The organism is Streptomyces sp. NBC_01232 (assembly GCF_035989885.1).
GTDB lineage: Bacteria > Actinomycetota > Actinomycetes > Streptomycetales > Streptomycetaceae > Streptomyces.
Genome location: NZ_CP108518.1, coordinates 8115218 through 8132329 on the forward strand (window position 1 = coordinate 8115218; position 17112 = coordinate 8132329).

General features: G+C 72.6%; 13 protein-coding genes and 1 pseudogene. 7 read left to right on the forward strand and 7 right to left on the reverse strand.

Annotated elements, in window-relative coordinates; translation table 11 throughout:
- The first annotated feature begins 112 nt into the window (after positions 1-112).
- Positions 113-1066 carry an aldo/keto reductase gene (locus OG444_RS37290; RefSeq protein ID WP_327266299.1) on the forward strand — a complete coding sequence of 318 codons (954 nt, stop codon included), beginning with the start codon at positions 113-115 and terminating at the stop codon, positions 1064-1066.
- Positions 1067-1088: 22 nt separating this feature from the next.
- Here the strand turns inward: OG444_RS37290 and OG444_RS37295 are convergent, their stop codons facing one another.
- The 3 genes from OG444_RS37295 to OG444_RS37305 all read right to left on the reverse strand — a co-directional run bounded on the left by OG444_RS37295 (position 1089) and on the right by OG444_RS37305 (position 5651).
- Complete coding sequence (locus tag OG444_RS37295) at positions 1089-1820, reverse strand: carbonic anhydrase (protein ID WP_327266300.1); 732 nt, start codon at positions 1818-1820, stop codon at positions 1089-1091.
- Between the two features lie 211 nt (positions 1821-2031).
- A complete protein-coding gene (locus tag OG444_RS37300; protein ID WP_327266301.1) occupies positions 2032-2904 on the reverse strand; it encodes an ABC transporter permease in 873 nt (290 codons plus the stop codon).
- Positions 2901-5651, reverse strand: coding sequence for an alpha/beta fold hydrolase (locus tag OG444_RS37305; protein ID WP_327266302.1), 2751 nt, complete (start codon positions 5649-5651; stop codon positions 2901-2903). The genes OG444_RS37300 and OG444_RS37305 overlap by 4 nt, the downstream gene beginning before the upstream one ends.
- Positions 5652-5803: 152 nt before the next feature.
- Between OG444_RS37305 and OG444_RS37310 the strand changes: the two genes are divergently transcribed.
- Positions 5804-7336, forward strand: coding sequence for an ATP-dependent DNA ligase (locus OG444_RS37310; RefSeq protein WP_327266303.1), 1533 nt, complete (start codon positions 5804-5806; stop codon positions 7334-7336).
- A 398-nt stretch (positions 7337-7734) separates the two neighbouring features.
- Complete coding sequence (locus tag OG444_RS37315) at positions 7735-9174, forward strand: alpha/beta hydrolase (protein ID WP_327266304.1); 1440 nt, start codon at positions 7735-7737, stop codon at positions 9172-9174.
- Between the two features lie 36 nt (positions 9175-9210).
- Here the strand turns inward: OG444_RS37315 and OG444_RS37320 are convergent, their stop codons facing one another.
- Positions 9211-10152, reverse strand: a complete 942-nt coding sequence (locus OG444_RS37320; protein ID WP_327266305.1) for a magnesium transporter CorA family protein — start codon at positions 10150-10152, stop codon at positions 9211-9213.
- A gap of 328 nt (positions 10153-10480) precedes the next feature.
- Here OG444_RS37320 and OG444_RS37325 point away from each other — a divergent pair, with 328 nt between their 5' ends.
- The 4 genes from OG444_RS37325 (at position 10481) to OG444_RS37340 (ending at position 12992) form a co-directional block, all read left to right on the forward strand.
- Positions 10481-11113 (forward strand): helix-turn-helix domain-containing protein, encoded by a 633-nt coding sequence (locus OG444_RS37325; RefSeq protein ID WP_327267048.1) that lies wholly within the window; start codon positions 10481-10483, stop codon positions 11111-11113.
- A 16-nt stretch (positions 11114-11129) separates the two neighbouring features.
- The gene (locus tag OG444_RS40870; RefSeq protein ID WP_442810718.1) at positions 11130-11363 is read left to right on the forward strand and encodes a DUF6126 family protein; all 234 of its coding nucleotides are present in this window, start codon (positions 11130-11132) and stop codon (positions 11361-11363) included.
- A 70-nt stretch (positions 11364-11433) separates the two neighbouring features.
- On the forward strand, positions 11434-12516 hold the full coding sequence (locus OG444_RS37335) for an NAD(P)H-dependent amine dehydrogenase family protein (protein WP_327266306.1): 1083 nt from the start codon (positions 11434-11436) through the stop codon (positions 12514-12516).
- Complete coding sequence (locus OG444_RS37340; protein WP_327266307.1) at positions 12513-12992, forward strand: carboxymuconolactone decarboxylase family protein; 480 nt, start codon at positions 12513-12515, stop codon at positions 12990-12992. The genes OG444_RS37335 and OG444_RS37340 overlap by 4 nt, the downstream gene beginning before the upstream one ends.
- 147 nt (positions 12993-13139) lie before the next feature.
- Here the strand turns inward: OG444_RS37340 and OG444_RS37345 are convergent, their stop codons facing one another.
- The 3 genes and pseudogenes from OG444_RS37345 to OG444_RS37355 all read right to left on the reverse strand — a co-directional run bounded on the left by OG444_RS37345 (position 13140) and on the right by OG444_RS37355 (position 16992).
- Entirely contained in the window at positions 13140-14789 is a 1650-nt protein-coding gene (locus OG444_RS37345) for a GMC oxidoreductase (RefSeq protein ID WP_327266308.1), read from the reverse strand.
- 91 nt (positions 14790-14880) lie between these two features.
- Positions 14881-15557: pseudogene (locus tag OG444_RS37350) on the reverse strand (DUF6629 family protein).
- The gene (locus OG444_RS37355; protein ID WP_327266309.1) at positions 15511-16992 is read right to left on the reverse strand and encodes an MFS transporter; all 1482 of its coding nucleotides are present in this window, start codon (positions 16990-16992) and stop codon (positions 15511-15513) included. The pseudogene OG444_RS37350 and the gene OG444_RS37355 overlap by 47 nt, the downstream one beginning before the upstream one ends.
- Positions 16993-17112 lie beyond the last annotated feature (120 nt).

Consider the following 17112-nt stretch of genomic DNA (forward strand, 5'->3'; position numbering starts at 1 on the left):
GTCACACGGTATTCACGGCAGGCTGCCGAAGTTTCGCTCCGGCGCCCGACCGCGCCGCCTAGACTGACCGTTCGGTTGATCATGTACCCGTCGAGTCGGAGGAACGAAGAGCATGCGCCATCTCCCCCTGGGCAGTTCAGGACTGCTGGTCTCCGCCGTCGGCCTCGGCTGCAACAACTTCGGCGGCCGACTGGACGCCCAGGCCACCCGCGCCGTCGTCGACGCCGCCCTGGACGCGGGCATCACCCTCCTGGACACCGCCGACATCTACGGTGGCGCCGGCGGCTCCGAGGTCCACCTCGGGCAGGCCCTCAAGGGCCGTCGCGACCAGGTCGTCCTCGCCACCAAGTTCGGTTACGACGGCGTGGACATGAAGTACGGGCCCGCCGCCGGATCCCGCGGCGGCCGCGCCTACGTCCGGCGGGCCGTCGAGGAATCCCTGCGCCGCCTCGACACCGACCACATCGACCTCTTCCAGCTCCACAGCCCCGACCCGGCCACCCCGATCGCCGAGACCCTGGCCGCGCTCACCGAGCTCGTCGCCGAGGGCAAGGTCCGCTACATCGGCCACTCCAACCTCTCCGGCTGGCAGCTCGCCGAAGCCGCCCACGTCGCCCGCGAGAGCGGCTCGGTCCCCTTCGTGTCGGCGCAGAACGAGTGGTCGCTGCTGGAGCGGTCGGCCGAGCGCGAGCTGGTCCCGGCGGCCCTCCACTACGGCGTCGGCGTGCTCCCGTACTTCCCGCTCGCCAACGGCCTGCTGACCGGCAAGATCCGCCGCGGTGCTCCCGTACCGGCGGGGTCCCGCCTCGAGGGGCGCGACGCGTACCTCACCGAGGAGCGCCTCGACGTCGTCGAAGCGCTGGCCGCGCTCGCCGAGAAGCACGGCCGGACCGTCCTCGAACTCGCCATCGGCTGGCTCTCCGCCCAGCCCGGCTGCGCCTCCGTCATCGCGGGAGCCACCTCCGCCGAGCAGGTGCGCGCCAATGCGGCCGTCGCCGACCGCCCCCTGGACGCCGAGCTGCTGGCCGCGATCGACGCCATCCCCGGGGCGCAGAAGCCGCAGTGACGGCCGAATGCACGGACCGGGCCTACGCGGGCGCTCCCGTGAGGACTTCGACCTTGCCGGTGTCCAGCGAGTAGTACGCGCCGACCACGGCCAGGGCGCCCTTCTTCACGAGGGGCGCCAGGTCGGAGTTGGCGCGCAGATCGTCCGCGGTGACCCGGATCTGGTTGTGGATCATGGTGTCGACGGGGTCGGCGCCGGGGTCCTGCGCCGTCAGCAGGTACGCCGGCTCCACCGCCTTCACGATCGCCTGGAGGTTCCCGGGCAGGGGCGCGCCGTCCTTCAACGACTTGTACGAGGCCTCGATGGCGCCGCAGCGCTGATGCCCGAGCACGACGATCAGGGGCGTGCCGCCCGTCATGGGCCCGTACTCGACGGAACCGGTGACCACCGGGCCGATCGCCTGCCCGCCCGTGCGCAGCACGTACAGATCGCCGAGGCCGGTGTCGAAGACGAGCTCGGGTGCCACCCGGGAGTCGATGCAGGTGAGGATCACCGCGAACGGGTCCTGCGCCGCGGCGACGAGCGCGCGCCGCTCGGGATCCCGGTCGGGGTGGTCCAGGTCCCCGCTCACCCAGCGCGCGTTCCCCGCCATCAGGCGGGCGAACGCGGCCTCGGGCGTGGCCGGCCGTGGCTCCGGGGAGGCGGTCGTGGCCTTCGGGGTGCTGGCCGGCGCGCACCCCGCGAGTGCGGCGCCGGCGGCCGCGAGGCCGCCGGTCAGCACGGCCCTGCGAGCCGGACGTCCTGCTGCGTGCATGGGTGACATCCCTCGGTCGTGATGACCGCGATTGTTCAGCGCGCCGCGGCGATCGGACCGCAGCCACACCCGCGCGCGGCCGCATTGCCACGGACGGCCCACGCACCTCGACGGCACACGGCGCACGCACACGGCCCACGGCCCGGGGGTCCCGGGCGGTGGGCCATGAAGGGCCGTGGGCCGTGAAGGGCGGTGGGCCGTCCGCGCCGCGTCAGGACACGATGTCCTTGCGGGAGAACCCGCGGAAGGCGAGGGCGAACAGCACCAGCGCGTACGACACCGACACCACCGTCCCCTTGATCATCCCGCCCCACTCCAGCTGCGGCTGCAGGGCGTCCGCCCACGCGAACTGCCAGTGCGCCGGCAGGAACTCCCGCCACGAGCCGAGCGCCGTCACCGCGTCCAGCACGTTGCCGACGATCGTCAGCCCGACCGCCCCGCCCACCGCTCCCAGCGGCGCGTCCGTCCGCGTCGACAGCCAGAACGCCAGCCCCGCCGTCACCAGCTGCGAAACGAAGATGAAGGCCACCGCCAGGGCGAGCCGCGGCACGGTGTCCCCGGCCGCCAGCGCCCCGCCCGCCGGGAGTTTCAGCGGCCCCCACCCGTACGCGGCCGTACCCGCCGCCAGCGCCACCACCGGCAGCAGCACCATCGCCGCCAGGCTGAAGCCCAGCGCCACCACCAGCTTGCTCCACAGCAGCCGCGCCCGCGGCACCGGCGAGGCCAGCAGGTAGCGCAGCGAGGACCAGCTCGCCTCCGAGGCCACGGTGTCCCCGCAGAACAGCGCCACCGGCACCACCAGCAGGAAGCCCGCCGAGACGAACAGACAGGTCGCGGCGAAGTTCGCGCCCGAGGCCGTGGCCGTGTCGATCAGGGTGATGCGGTTGTTCCCGCCGCGCCCGCCGTCCGGCCCGCCGCCCACAGCGAACGCGATGATCATGATGAAGGGCAGTGCGGCCAGCACCCCGCCCATCACCAGCGTCCGCCGCCGGCGCCACTGCCGCAGCGCCTCCACGCGCAGCGGCAGCGTGCGGCTCGCCCGGTAGCCCGGAGCCACCTCCCGTGCCGTGGTCGCCGTACTCACGCCGTACCTCCGATCAGGGTGAGGAACGCGTCCTCCAGTCGCCGGTGCGGTCCCACTCCGGTCACCGGCACCTCCAGCCGTACGAGTTCGGCGATGAGCCCCGCGGCCGTCGCGCCCTCGAGCCGTACGAGCAGCCCGTCATCGGCGGTCACCACGGAACCCACTCCCTCCAGGGCCGCCACCTTCTCGACGACCACCTCGTCCACCGGCTCGGCCAGCGTCACCAGCAGCATGTCCCCACCACCGGTGATCTCGGCGACCTCGCCCGCCGCGACCCGCTGTCCGCGGTCCATGACGACCAGGTGCGTGCAGGACTGCTCCACCTCCGACAGCAGGTGGCTGGAGACGATGACCGTCCGCCCGCCCGCGGCGTAGCGGATCATCACGTCCCGCATCTCGCGGATCTGCGGCGGGTCCAGACCGTTCGTCGGCTCGTCGAGGATCAGCAGGTCCGGCATCCCGAGCATGGCCTGCGCGATCGCGAGCCGCTGGCGCATGCCCTGCGAGTACGTGCGTACCGCGCGCTCCAGTGCGTCGCCGAGCCCGGCGATCTCCAGGGCCTCCGCCATGTGCGAGTCCTCGGCCGGGCGGCCGGTGGCCTGCCAGTACAGCTCCAGATTGGCGCGGCCCGTCAGGTGCGGGAGGAATCCGGCGCCCTCCACGAAGGCCCCGACCCGCGACAGCACCGGCGCCCCGGCCCGCACCGCGTGCCCGAACACCCGGATCTCCCCGGCGTCCGGCGAGATCAGTCCCATCAGCATCCGCAGGGTGGTGGTCTTGCCGGCGCCGTTGGGCCCGAGCAGTCCCAGTACCTGCCCCTTCTCGACGCGGAAGGACAGGTCCCGCACCGCGTACCGGTCCTGCGACTTCGCGTACCGCTTCGTCAGTCCGGTGATCTCCAGGGGTACGTCGGCCAGTGCGGCCTCCGGCTGCGACGCGCCCAGGCGCGGCCCGCCGCCGGCGCCGCGGCCGGTGCGCCGGATCCCCAGCAGCGCCGCGGCCAGCGCCAGCGCGCCCAGCGGCAGCCACCAGATCCAGGCGGGCAGCCCGGCCGCGGCGGTCCGTACCTCCGTGGCGACGGGCACGGCCAGCGGACCCTCCACCGAGACGGTGTAGCCGGCCGGCGCGGCCGGGCTCGCGTAGCCGAGATCGGTCGCGGCGACCACCAGACGCAGCCGGTGTCCGGCCTCGACGGAGTGGTCGATCGCGGGAAGCCGCAGTCGCACGGTCGCGCCCTGCTGCGCGTTCTCCACGCGCACCGGGGCGACCAGCTGGCTCGGCAGCACCTGCTGTCGGCCGTCGGGCCCCACGTCGTACACCTTGCCGAACAGCACGGCCGAACCGTCGGCGGCGCTCGACCTCACCTTGAGGGTGACGGCCGGGGTGCCGGTGATCCGTACGTCCTCGGTCAGGGGGGCCGACTCGAACCGGGCGTTCTGCCCGGGGAAGTCCAGCGAGAGCCCGGCCCCGAAGGCGGCGAGCTGCCCGCCGATGCCCGGGAGCGAGGACAGGGCGGGAGGCGCGCCGCCCGCCGGATTGGCGAAGGTCTGCTCCGGCCCCGTCAGGGCGAAGTCCTGCGGGCCGGACGCGAGCCCCGGGTAGCGCTCGCCGCTCGCGCCGCGCAGCGTGACCTGGCCGTCCGTGGAGTCGATGCCGCCGGAACGGGTGACCCGGAACGCCGGGCCGGTGTCCACGCCCTCGTCCCCCTTGAGGTGCCGGTCGAACCAGGAGGCCACCCGGGCCTCGACCCGGCCGGCCTCGCGCATTCCGCCGTCGTGCCCGCCGGCCGCCCAGTCCACGGAGACGGGCGCGCCGTTCGCCGCGATCGCCGCGGCCATGGCATCGGCCTGGTCCAGCGGGAAGAGGGAGTCGTCCTTGCCCTGAACGATGAGGGTCGGCACCTTGATCCGGTCGCCGACCGCCGACGGACTGCGCTGCTCCAGCAGGGCGCGGGCCTCGGCGTCGGGCTTGCCGGCCACCGCGACGCGTTCGTACATCGCGCAGAGCTCGGGCTGGAACCGCCCGCAGCCGGGTGCGGACTCGGACCCGGGCCGCTGGCCGGACGCGGACCCCGGCCGCTGCCCGGGAACGGCCTGCTGCATCCCGTCGGTGGAGCCGCTGGTGAAGAAGATGCCGGACCAGAGCTTCTTGAAGACGCCGTTCGGGAAGAGCGAGTCCGCGAGGTTCCAGTAGGTGATCTCCGGTGCGATCGCGTCCACCCGCCGGTCGTATCCGGCCGCGAGCAGCGAGATCGCCCCGCCGTACGAGGCCCCGGAGACGCCGACGCGCGGATCACCGGCCGCGTCCAGCTTCACCTCGGGCCGGGCCGCGAGCCAGTCGATGAGCCGGGAGACGTCCTTGACCTCGTGCTCGGGGTCGTTCAGGCCGATCCGGCCCTCGGAGCGGCCGAAGCCGCGCGCCGACCAGGTCAGGACGGCGTACCCGTCACGGGCGAGGCGCTCGGCCTGCTCGCGGACATCGTCCTTGCTGCCGCCGAAACCGTGCCCGAGGAGGACGGCGGGACGTTTTTCCGCACCGGCTCCGTCCCCCCGGCCGCCGCCGGCCGTGAAATAGGAGGTGTCGATCGCGGCACCGGGCATGTTCATGACCTGGTCCTGGCGGTGCACGGCGGGCGCGTCGCCGGCCGCGGACGCGGCCGCCCACGTACCGGCCCCCGCCACGACGGCCAGCGCGGCGGCGCCCGCGAGCAGGCGGTCTCGGCGGCGCGGGGGCATTCGGAGCTTCATACGGGCAGCCTAAAGGCCCGCTACCCGGGCACCGAGCACCCACAGGCGGAACCCCAGACCTTCTCAAGGACTATGCCGGGCCCCGCGTGTACCGCACCCGCGGTACACGCCCCCGACCTGCGCAGTACGTCCTGTGGCGGGAGGATGACCGCATGCTGCTGGCCGATGTCGCGCGCGTGTCCCGGGAGGTCGCCGAGACCTCCGCCCGGTCCCGCAAGACCGCCCTGCTCGCCGAGCTGTTCGCCGCCGCGCCCCCGGAGGAGGCCGGCCTCGTCATCTCCTACCTCTCCGGGCGCCTGCCGCAAGGCCGCCCGGGCATCGGCTGGCGCACGCTCGGCCAGGAGACCGAACCGGCACCGGAGCCCGGCCTGAGCGTGCGGGAGGTCGATGCCGCGGTGAGCGAACTCGCCGCCACCCGCGGTGCCGGTTCGGTGGAGCGCCGGAGCCGGATCCTCGGCTCGCTGCTGGGCCGGGCCACCGCGGCCGAGCAGGCGTTCCTGCGCAGCCTGCTGTCCGGCGAGGTACGCCAGGGCGCGCTGGACGCGGTGGCCCTGGAGGGGGTGGCCGCGGCCGCCGGAGTACCGGCCGCCGACCTGCGCCGGGCGGTGATGCTCGACGGTTCGCTGCCCCGCGTCGCGGCGGCCGTACTGGCCGAGGGCGCCCGGGCGCTGCGCACGGTCACCCTGCGCGTGGGGCAGCCCGTACAGCCCATGCTGGCGGGCACGGCGAAGTCGGTCGCGGAGGCGCTGGCCGTGCTCGGGCCGTGCGCGGTGGAGGAGAAGCTGGACGGGATCCGCGTCCAGGTCCACCGCGAGGGGGACGACGTACGGGTGTACACGCGCTCCCTGGACGAGATCACCGAGCGGCTGCCGGAGGTGGCGGAACTGGCCCGGTCGCTGCCGGGGGAGCGGTTCATCCTCGACGGGGAGGTCATCGGCCGCGCGGCGGACGGCCGCCCGGTCCCCTTCCAGGAGATCGCGAGCCGCGTCGGGTCGAGGATCGACGTCGGGGCCGCCCGGCGCACCCTCCCGGTCTTCCCGCACTTCTTCGACGTCCTGGTGGTGGGCGAGGAGGTCCTCCTCGACCTCCCGGTCCGCGAGCGCCACGAGGCGCTCGCCGCGCTCGTGCCCGAGAGCGCGCGGGTCCGCCGCCTCGCCGTCGAGGACCCGGCGGAGCAGGCGGCCGAGGCCGAGGAGTTCTGGGCCGAGACGCTGCGCCGCGGCCACGAGGGAGTGGTCGTCAAGGGGCTGGACTCGGCCTACGCGGCCGGCCGGCGCGGCAAGCACTGGCTCAAGGTGAAGCCGGTGCACACCCTGGACCTGGTGGTCCTCGCCGCGGAATGGGGCCACGGGCGGCGCACCGGACTCCTGTCGAACCTGCACCTGGGCGCGCGGACCGCCGACGGGTCGTACGCCATGCTCGGCAAGACCTTCAAGGGGCTCACCGACGAGATGCTGCGCTGGCAGACGCAGGCCCTGCGCGCGCTCGCCACCTCGGACGACGGCTTCACCGTGCGGGTGCGGCCCGAGCTGGTGGTGGAGATCGCCTACGACGGGCTGCAGCGCTCCTCGCGCTACCCGGCGGGGGTGGCCCTGCGCTTCGCAAGGGTCCTGCGCCACCGCCCGGACAAACCCGCGACCGAGGCGGACACGGTGGCCACGGTCGTGGCGGCACACGCGGCCTAGGTTCCGGCTCTTCGGCCAGCGTCGGGTCCGGATGAGGATGCCGGCGAGGGGTGTGCGCCGCCGTCCGCGGAACCTGTTCGGGTGAGCAGCGGGTGCTGGGCGTCCTGGTTCCGTGGTGAGGTGAATCGAGATCGCGGGACCTCCGGCACGGGTGGCCGGCTCACGTGGGAAGGAAACCAATGCCAGGTCTCATATCCGGAGGGCGTGGGCGCGGTCGCGGGCGCGGGCGCGTGGCGCCACGCGCCACCGCGTTGGCTGCGTGCGTGTGCTTCATGACCGCTGCTGCTGCTGCGGCGCCGCACGCCGTTCGTGGCGGGGGGAGCGGGGAAAGCGGAGGAACGAGGCTGAGGTGGGGGCCGTGCGCGGAGCCTGCCGGGCGGGGGTCCGAATGTGCGACGTTGCCGGTCCCCCTCGACTACGACCGTCCGTCGGGGAAGGTCGTCGATCTTGCCGTGATCCGGCGCAGAGCCACCAGCCCGTCGACAAGAATCGGTTCGCTGTTCTTCAATCCCGGCGGACCGGGAGGAGCCGGCACCGACGCTCTGCCGGCCTGGTACGACCGATTCTTCCCTGCTGAGCTGCGCAAGCGCTTCGACATCGTGAGCTGGGACCCGCGCGGTGTGGGGCGCAGCACGGCGGTGCGGTGTTTCGGCGACGCGGAGGAAGCGACGGCCTTCTGGGCACGGCAGCCCGAGGGGTTCCCGGTGGGCGAGAAGGAGCGGAAGGTCTGGTTCGCCGGAAGGGCGGAGCTGGCCCAAGGCTGCAAGAAGCGTGCCGCGAACCTGCTGCCGTACGTCTCCACGTACTACAGCGCCCGCGACCTGGACCAGTTGCGCCGGGCCGTGGGTGACGAACAGCTGCACTACTGGGGCGTCTCGTACGGCACGTTCCTCGGCGCGGTCTACGCCAACACCTTCCCGGACAAGGTGGGCGGCCTCGTCCTGGACGGGAACGTCGACCCCCGTAACTACGTGGACGGCGCGATGAGCGGCGAACCGGGGCAGACCACGTCGTTGCGCATGGGATCGGACCTGGGCTCGGCCGACACCTTGGACCAGTTCCTCAAACTGTGCGGCGAGGCCCCCGCATCCCGCTGTGCGTTCTCGTCAGGCAACCCCCAAGCGACCCGCGCGAAATACACGGAACTGATGCGGCGGCTCCAGCGCCGCTCAGTGGGCGGGTGGACCTACGCCCGGGCCGTCACGGAACTGCGGCAGGACCTGTACATCGTCCACCCGGGCTGGACGAGCGCCGGGGAGATGCTGCAAGCACTGTGGCAGGAGCGCGAGCCCGAGGCGGCCGCGCCCCCTCCGGCAGGAAGGTACCCCGGCGCCGAGCAGGAGGCCGCCGTGGTCTGCACGGACAGCCCCAACCCCCGCGCGCTCAGCCGCTACGCCCAGCTCGAGGCGTTCAGCGCCGAACGCGCGGGCGACCTCGGCCGCCGCTGGGTCTGGGACTACGAGTGGTGCGCGCAGTGGCCGGCCACGGCCGCCAAGCGCTACACGGGCCCGTTCGACCGGACCACCGCCCACCCGATCCTCGTCGTCAACCCCGTCTACGACACGGCCACTTCGTATCGGGCGGCCCAGTCCATGACGAGCCAGCTGGCCGATGCCCGGCTGCTGACCCTGCAGGGCTACGGCCACACCGCTCTGCTCAATCCCAGCACCTGCGTGAACGACCACGCCGTGCGCTACCTCACCACAGGCGCCCTGCCGCCCGCCAAGGCCACCTGCCGACAGGACACCCCGCCCTTCGCCCCGGCCGGACCGAAAGCTGGCGTCGCAGCAGGCGCCAGAGGTCCCGCCGACACCCCCCATGCCGACCGCCACTCCTAGAACCGCCCTGGTGGGTGCGGGATTCGCCGGAAGGGCCTACGCGTCGTCGAGGTCGCCGTCGTCCTCGCGCAGTCTGCGCCACAGCCGGGTGCGGTGGAGCACGTAGAGGGCCGCGAGGAGGAAGACCACCTGCAGGCCCACGGCGAGCAGCCAGAAGACGGCTCCGCTCTCCAGCTCGTCCGTCAGGTAGGCGAAGTTCATGCCGAAGAACCCCGTCAGGAAGGTCAGCGGCAGGAAGATCGTCGATACCACCGCCAGGCGGTTGATCACGCCGTTCTGGTCGCCCGACACCAGGGAGGAGTAGCTGCCGAAGGCTCGCCGGGCGCTCTCCTGGAGGGACTCGATGTCCGTGAGCACCAGATTCGCGGTGCGCCGGTACTCGTGGACGAGCTGCTGGCGCTCCTTGTGGAAGCCCCGGTTCATCACCCGGCGCGTGACGCTCTCCTCGGCCACCCGGTGGTAGGGGAGCAGGGTGTGGTGCAGCAGGGCCGCGGTGCGCCGCAGCCGTGCCAGGCGGTAGAGCTGCTCGGGCTCGCGGCGCCGGAACATGGCGTCCTCAAGGTCCTCCACCTCCAGCAGTGCCTGGCCGGCGGCCCGGCGGTAGGTCTCCATGGCCTCGTCCAGCAGCAGGAACAGCATCGCCACGGAGTCCGGCGGGCTCTCGGCCGGGAACCGGGCGGTGACGTCCCCGATCAGGGGGGCCGGCCCCCGGTGCACCGTGACGAGGTACCGCTCGGTCACCAGGGCGTGGACATGGATGACCCGGTCCGTGTCGACCGCGGGCACGACGAAAGCGGCGCTGTCGCCGAAGAACTCCGCCCGGGCCGACTCCCCCTTGCGCCCGAGCCACGCCACGTCCTCCGCCTCCAGGCCGAGGAGCAGGGCGAGCGGCTGTTCGCCCGGCGTGGTCTCTTCGGGCAGTTCCACGTCCACGAACAGGAACCGGGACGTGGCGAGACGCTCGCGTGCCTGCGACACGTGGCCGCGCGTATCAGGGTGCCCTCCGGCATGGACAGCATCGATACGATTATCGTCCCTCGCCGTAGGTCACCTGGTGCGGTGCCTCCCAGCCTGTACCGGACGGGATCCCGCGCAACCGCGGTGACGCATTCGCCCCCCGACGCACCCTCGAAACGGTGAGGGACGGTGAGGGGCAGGCCACGTCCGGCGCAGTATTGCCTCAGAGGCAAGATGGTTTGCCAGAAAGGCAAGATTCTGGCTCAATCGAGGCATGAAACCCGGTCCTGCCCCCGGTCCCGCCGCGGCCCCCGGTCCCGAAGACGCGGCTGGAGACCCGGCCGAAGCCATGGCCGACGAGCTGCCCGCCGTGGCACCGCAGCTGCGCGAGCTGCGCCGCCGCGCCGGACTCACCCTGGAGGCCGCCGCCGCCCGCGCCAGGCTCTCGCCCGCCCACCTGTCCCGCCTGGAGACCGGCCGGCGCCAGCCCTCGCTGCCGCTGCTCCTCGGGCTCGCCCGCACCTACGGTACGACCGTCTCCGAGCTGCTCGGCGAGACCCCCGCCGTCGCGGATCCCATCGTACGGGCCGGCGGTCCGGGTGCCCGCGAGGCCGACGGCTGGACGTACTGGCAGGCGGGCGGCTCAGGCCGGGGGATGCAGGCGCTGCGCGTGCACGTCCCCCACGGCCGCAGCCAGGGCGAGCTGGTCCGCGTACACCCCGGCGAGGAGTGGCTCTACGTCCTGGAGGGCCGGCTGCGACTGCACCTCGGGGAGGCCGAGCACCTGCTGGAGCCGGGGGACAGCGCGCACTTCGACTCGCTGACGCCGCACCGGATCGGCGCGGCCTCCTCGGGCGGGGCCGACCTGCTCTTCGTCCACACCCTGCTGCAGAGCAGCCTGGCCGGGCTGTGCCTCGGCGGCGCCACCACGACCGCGCCCGCGCCCACCGGGCCGGCGCCCACGACCACGCACCACCGATAGCGGAGGAGCCGTACCCATGTCCCAGACCGAGAACCCCGCGACCACCACCACGGGCACGACCACGGGCACGACGACGCCCACCGCCGGGACCGCACCCACCGACGCGGACGCGCCCACGACCATACGGGCCCGCTTCGAATCCAAGTTCCCGCGCGGCCTGATCATCCGGCTCATCGCCTACCTGTTCGTCGGCCATCTCTTCGCCTTCTTCGTCTACCTCCTCTTCGTCCTGGGCGGCCAGAACCAGTAACCCGCGCGGACGAACGAGTTCAGGCCGCGCGACTCTGGCAACGTCAAGGCCCTGTGGCTACCCTCCGCGCATGATTTCCACGGTTGTCTGGGGTACCGGCAACGTGGGCCGTCTGGCGATCCGTGCCGTCGAGGCCCATCCCGCGCTCCAACTCTGCGCAGTCATCGTCCACAATCCAGCCAAGGTCGGCCGCGACGCGGGCGAACTCGGCGAACTCGACCGCCTGTTGGGGGTCGAGGCCACCGACGACATCGAAGCCGTACTGGCCGCCCGCCCCCGGGCCGTGGTGTACGCCGCGTCCGGGGACGTGCGGCCCGACGAGGCCCTCGCCGACATCACCCGGGCCGTCCGGTCCGGCGCGGTCGTCGTCAGCCCGGCCCTGTACCCGCTCTACGACCACCGCAATGCCCCGCCCGAGTTCCGGGACCCGGTGCTCGCCGCCGTCGCGGAGGGCGGCGGCACGCTCTTCGCCTCCGGCGTCGACCCCGGCTGGGGCAACGACGTCCTGCCGCTCCTGCTCAGCGGACTCGGCACCACCATCGACGTCATCCGCTGCCAGGAGATCTTCGACTACTCCACCTACGACCAGCCGGACTCCGTCCGATACCTCGTGGGCATGGGCCAGCCCATGGACTACGAGCCGATGATGCTCATGCCCTCCATCCCGACCATGGTCTGGGGAGGGCAGATACGGATGATGGCCCGGGCGCTAGGGGTCGAGCTCGACGAGATCCGCGAGACCTCGGACCGCCGCGCGCTCGACACCACGGTGACCACCCGGACCATGGGCGAGTTCGAGGCGGGGACTCAGGGTGCGATCCGCTTCGAGGTGCAGGGCATCGTCGAGGGCGAGCCCCGCATCGTCATCGAGCACGTGACCCGCATCCACGCCTCGTGCGCTCCGGACTGGCCGACGCCGCCCGACGGCGGCGACGGCGCCCACCGGGTCGTCATCGAGGGCCGCCCCCGCATCGAGGTCACCATCGAGGCCACGGACGAGGGCGACAACCGCTCGGCGGGCGGCAACGCCACGGCCGTCGGCCGCCTCGTCGGCGCCATCGACTGGCTCACCGAGGCGGAGCCCGGACTGTACGACGCCCTCGACATCCCGCTGCGCCCCGCCATCGGCAGACTCGGAAGGAAACAGTCATGAGGATCGACATCCCCGAAGGCCAGCACCCGATCGAGTACGTGTGGGGCGACATGGTCCCCGGCATCGGCATGGCCGCCGCGAACTTCTCCCTGTCGGTGTACGCCCACACCACCCTGGGCCTGCGCGAGTTCGAGGCGGCCCGGCTGCGCGTCGCGCAGATCAACGGGTGCGTCTTCTGCCTCGACTGGCGCACCGAACGGGAGGGGGAGAAGGTCGAGGAGGAGTTCGCCGACGCGGTCACCGAGTGGCGCACGACCGACGTGTTCGACGAGCGCACCCGGCTCGCGGCGGAGTACGCCGAGCGGTACACCCTCGACCACCACGGGCTCGACGAGGAGTTCTGGGACCGCATGACCGCGCACTACAGCCAGCTCGAGATCGTGGAGCTGACGATGAGCATCGGGTCCTGGCTGGCCTTCGGCCGCCTCAACCACGTGCTGGGCCTGGACAGCGTCTGCATGCTGCCGGGGCACTGAGCGGCGAGGCACCGAGCAGCGGGGCAGCGAGCGGCGGAGCACTGAGCCGCGGGGCAGCGAGCGTCGGGGCAGAGGCGCGGCGCTCATGTAATCGGGGCCGTTCGGTGACATCCGAACGGCCCCGGCCGCTGGGGGGAGGACGCGGCCCTACGGGAGGTCGGTGGCGATGATCTTCTCGATGTTGCGTTCGGCGAGAGCCGTGATGGTGACGAACGGGTTGACGCTCGCGTTGCCGGGGATGAGCGCGCCGTCGATCACGTACAGGCCGGTGTAGCCGTGCAGGCGACCGTAGTTGTCGGTGGCCTTGTTCAGGACCGCGCCGCCGAGCGGGTGGTAGGTCAGGGTGTCGTTCCAGATCTTGTAGGCGCCGAACAGGTCGGTCCGGTAGATCGTCCCCTCCTTCGAGTTGATCTTGTCGAAGATGGTCTTGGCCATCGAGATGGACGGCTGCTTCCAGGCGGTCTGCCAGCTCAGGTCGACCTTGCCCGTCGCCGCGTTCCAGGTGAACTCGGCGCGGTTGGGGTTCTTCGTGATCGACAGGTAGAACGAGGCGTACGTCTCGATCCCGGTCGGGAGCGGAGCCACCTCGGCGAACGCGCCGCCCGCGTCCCAGTTGTCGATGCCGGAACAGGGGATGGTCGACTGGAGCTTGCCGGTCGGATCCCACATGTGGTTGGCGCGGCCGCACATGACGTTCCCGTTCTCGCCCCAGCCCTTGCCGACCTCGCCGTTGAGGTTCGGCAGGGCTCCCGTGGCCTTGAGCTTGACCAGGAGCTTGCTGGTGCCGACGCTGCCGGCCGCGAAGAACACCCGGTCCGAGGTCACGGTCTTGGTGGCCACGGTGTCACCGGTGGTGTTGATCTGGTCGATGGTGACCGTGTAGCCGCCCCCGGCGGCGGGGGAGACCGAAGTGACCTTGTGCAGCGCCGAGATGGTGACCCGGCCCGTGGCCCTCGCCTGGGCGAGGTAGGTCTGCACCAGCGACTTCTTGCCGTGGTTGTTGCCGTAGAGGATCTCGCCGGCCAGGGCCGACTGGGGGGCGGTGCCCGCGGCCTCCCGCTTCATGTAGTCCCAGTCGTACACGTCGGGGACGAAGGTCCAGGCGAAGCCGGAACGCTGGGCGTGCTTGCGGCCGACGCGGGAGAACTGGTAGCAGTCGGCCGTGTCGAACCAGGCCGGGTCGATCATGCCGACCCCGAGTCCGGCGTTGGCCCTCGGGTAGTAGGTGCCGTACATCTCGTCGGCGTCCACCGTGGGGAGCACGGCGGAGAAGTTCGCGCGCTTGGGCGTGACCGCCATGCCGCCGTTGACCAGCGAACCGCCGCCGACGCCGCGGCCCTGGTAGACCGTGATGCCGGCGAAGTCCTCGGCGTCCAGGATCCCGGTGTACTTGGGGACGTCCTTGTCGATCGGGAAGCCGAGGAAGTTGCTGAGCGGGGCCTTCGTCCGGGTGCGGAGCCAGAACGACCGGTAGTCCGGGGTGGTCACCTTGGGGAAGATCTTGCCGTCGGAGCCCGGGGTGTCCCAGGACATGCCCATCTCGATCATCTGTACGTCCACGCCAGCCTGCGCCAGCCGCAGGGCCGCCACCGATCCGCCGTAGCCGGTGCCGATGACCAGGACCGGTACCCGGGCACCGTCGGCGATCGCGCCGGGTGGGGCGGCCGCCTGCGCCGGGGTGATGTGCCCCGCCAGGGCCACGGCCCCGATAATGGAACCTGTTCTACCGAGGAAACCGCGTCGGGAGAGTCCGTTGGAGCTGTTCTTCGTGTTTCTGGGCACGGCTTTATCACTCATGTGACGTTCCTCACTCTTGGCGGAATGGGAACGAGTTCTACTGCTGCCCGCGTGCGAAGTCACTACATACGTCTAGGTAACTTTCGGTCGATCACGTGACAGACGATGCGGCGCGCGGGCGCCGGACCCGGCCCAGGACCAGCAGCGACGCGACCGCCGCGAAGGCGCACCAGGTGGAGGCGAATTCCAGCCGCCACAGCGCTGAGCAGGCCAGCGCCCCTGCCGCCAGCACCACGCCGTGGGTCCGCAACCGCCCGTCCCCGGCGAGCAGCAGGGCGCCCGGAGTGGCGAACAGGTAGCCCGCCAGGACCAGCGGCATCCACGGAACATTCACGCCGTAGCCGATGGTGTGGCCACGGATCTCGGCGGTCACCGGCCGGGTCGCGAGGCAGTACGAGAGCACCGCGGCGGTGGCCGCACCGGCGGCCATCGGCCCCCACAGGCGACGCCGGATGCCGGGCGCGGCCGCCAGCAGGACCCCGGCCGGCACCCAGACCGCCAGCAGCGGCAGGGCGATCACGGCCCAGGCCGTGGCGGCCGGGGAGCAGCCCCGCCCGTACCCCACACGGCGGCCTCCACCAGCTGGTGCACACCCAGCAGCAGCGGCAGCGCGGCGACCGGCAGATCGCGGGCCCGCCGCACCCGTGCCACGCACACGATCCCCACGGCGGCGACGACCGTGCCCGCCACCGGATCGGCCGTCGGGCTCCAGCACACCGGATCAGCCCCGCCCCTCGCGGGGTTCGAGCGGCGGAGAGACCACCGCACAGTGCGTGTGGCACTGCGGGTGGCATCCCCCGGGCGCGGGGGAGCGCACGGTCGCCCAGGCCACGGCCGCCCCGACCAGCAGCGCTCCCGCGCACCAGAGCATGGCCGGCCCGAACGCCGCGTCGAACTGGCTCGCCGAGCGGTACGACTCCGGCCCCATCCCGGCCAGCAGCGGCAGCGCCGCCACGGCGAGCAGCCCGGCGGCGCGCGCCGCGGCGTTGTTGATGCCGCTGGCCAGGCCCGCCCGGCCGGGGTCCACGGAGGACAGCACGGTCGCCGTCAGCGGAGCCACCAGGGTCACCATGCCCATGCCCAGCACCACCATCGCGGGCAGTACGTCCGTCGTGTACGAGGCCGAGGGCCCCACCCGCAGCATCAGCAGCATTCCGGCCGCGCACAGCAGCGGACCCACCGTGAGCGGGATCCGCGGCCCGATCCGCTCCCCGAGCTCTCCCGAGCGGGCCGACAGCAGGAGCATCAGCACGGTCGTCGGCAGCAGCGCGGCCCCGGCGCCCAGCGCGGAGTATCCGGCCACCACCTGGAGCTGGAGCACGATCAGGAAGAAGAAGCCGCCGAAGGCCGCGTACACGCACAGGGTCACCAGATTGACGGCCGTGAACTGCCGGGAGGCGAAGATGTCCGGCGGCACCATCGGATCCGCCCGCCGCCGCTCGACGAGCACGAAGGCGATGCCCAGCAGGACCCCGCCCACCGCCGCGACGATCACCGTCGGCGACCCCGTGGAGGCCTCGATCAGCGCGTAGGTGACCAGGCCGAGGGAACCCGCGCCGAGCACCGCCCCGGCCACGTCGAAGCGCCCGTGTGCATGTGGGTCCCGCGATTCCGGTACGTGCCGAAGCGCCACCGGCACGCACAGCGCGGCCACCGGCACGTTCAGCAGGAACACCCACCGCCAGCCGGGCCCGTCCACCAGCCAGCCGCCCAGGAACGGGCCCACGGCCGCGCCCACCCCGCCCAGGCCAGACCACAGGCCGACCGCGCGGCCCCGGTCCTCGGCGCGGATCGACCCCTGGATCAGCGCGAGGGAGCCGGGGGTCAGCAGCGCCCCGCCGACGCCCTGCAGGGCCCGGGCGGCCACCAGTACCCCGGCGTTCGGCGCTATGCCGCACAGCAGCGAGCCCACCGCGAACCACACCACGCCCAGGACGAAGATCCGGCGCCTCCCGAAGCGGTCGCCGAGGGCCCCGCCGACCAGGATCAGCCCGGCCAGGGTCAGCATGTATGCGTTCGACGTCCACTGGAGCACCGCCAGGTCGGCGTCGAGGTCCTCCCCGATGCGGGGCAGCGCCACGTTCACCACGGTCGAGTCCAGCAGGGCCATGCTCGACCCGAGCACGGTGGTCAGCAGGATCCACCGGCCGCGGGCGGACGCGAGCGGGACACCGGGGACGTTCGGCTCGGCGGGCGCGGTCATGCTTTCAGGCTGGCCCGCGCGGCCGGTACGGGCCACCGGGAGCGGACAGGAAATCCCACGCGCCCGCCCGTCGCCGGACCAGGCCGCCATCCAACCCGCCGGCCCTCGGGGGTGTCTTGT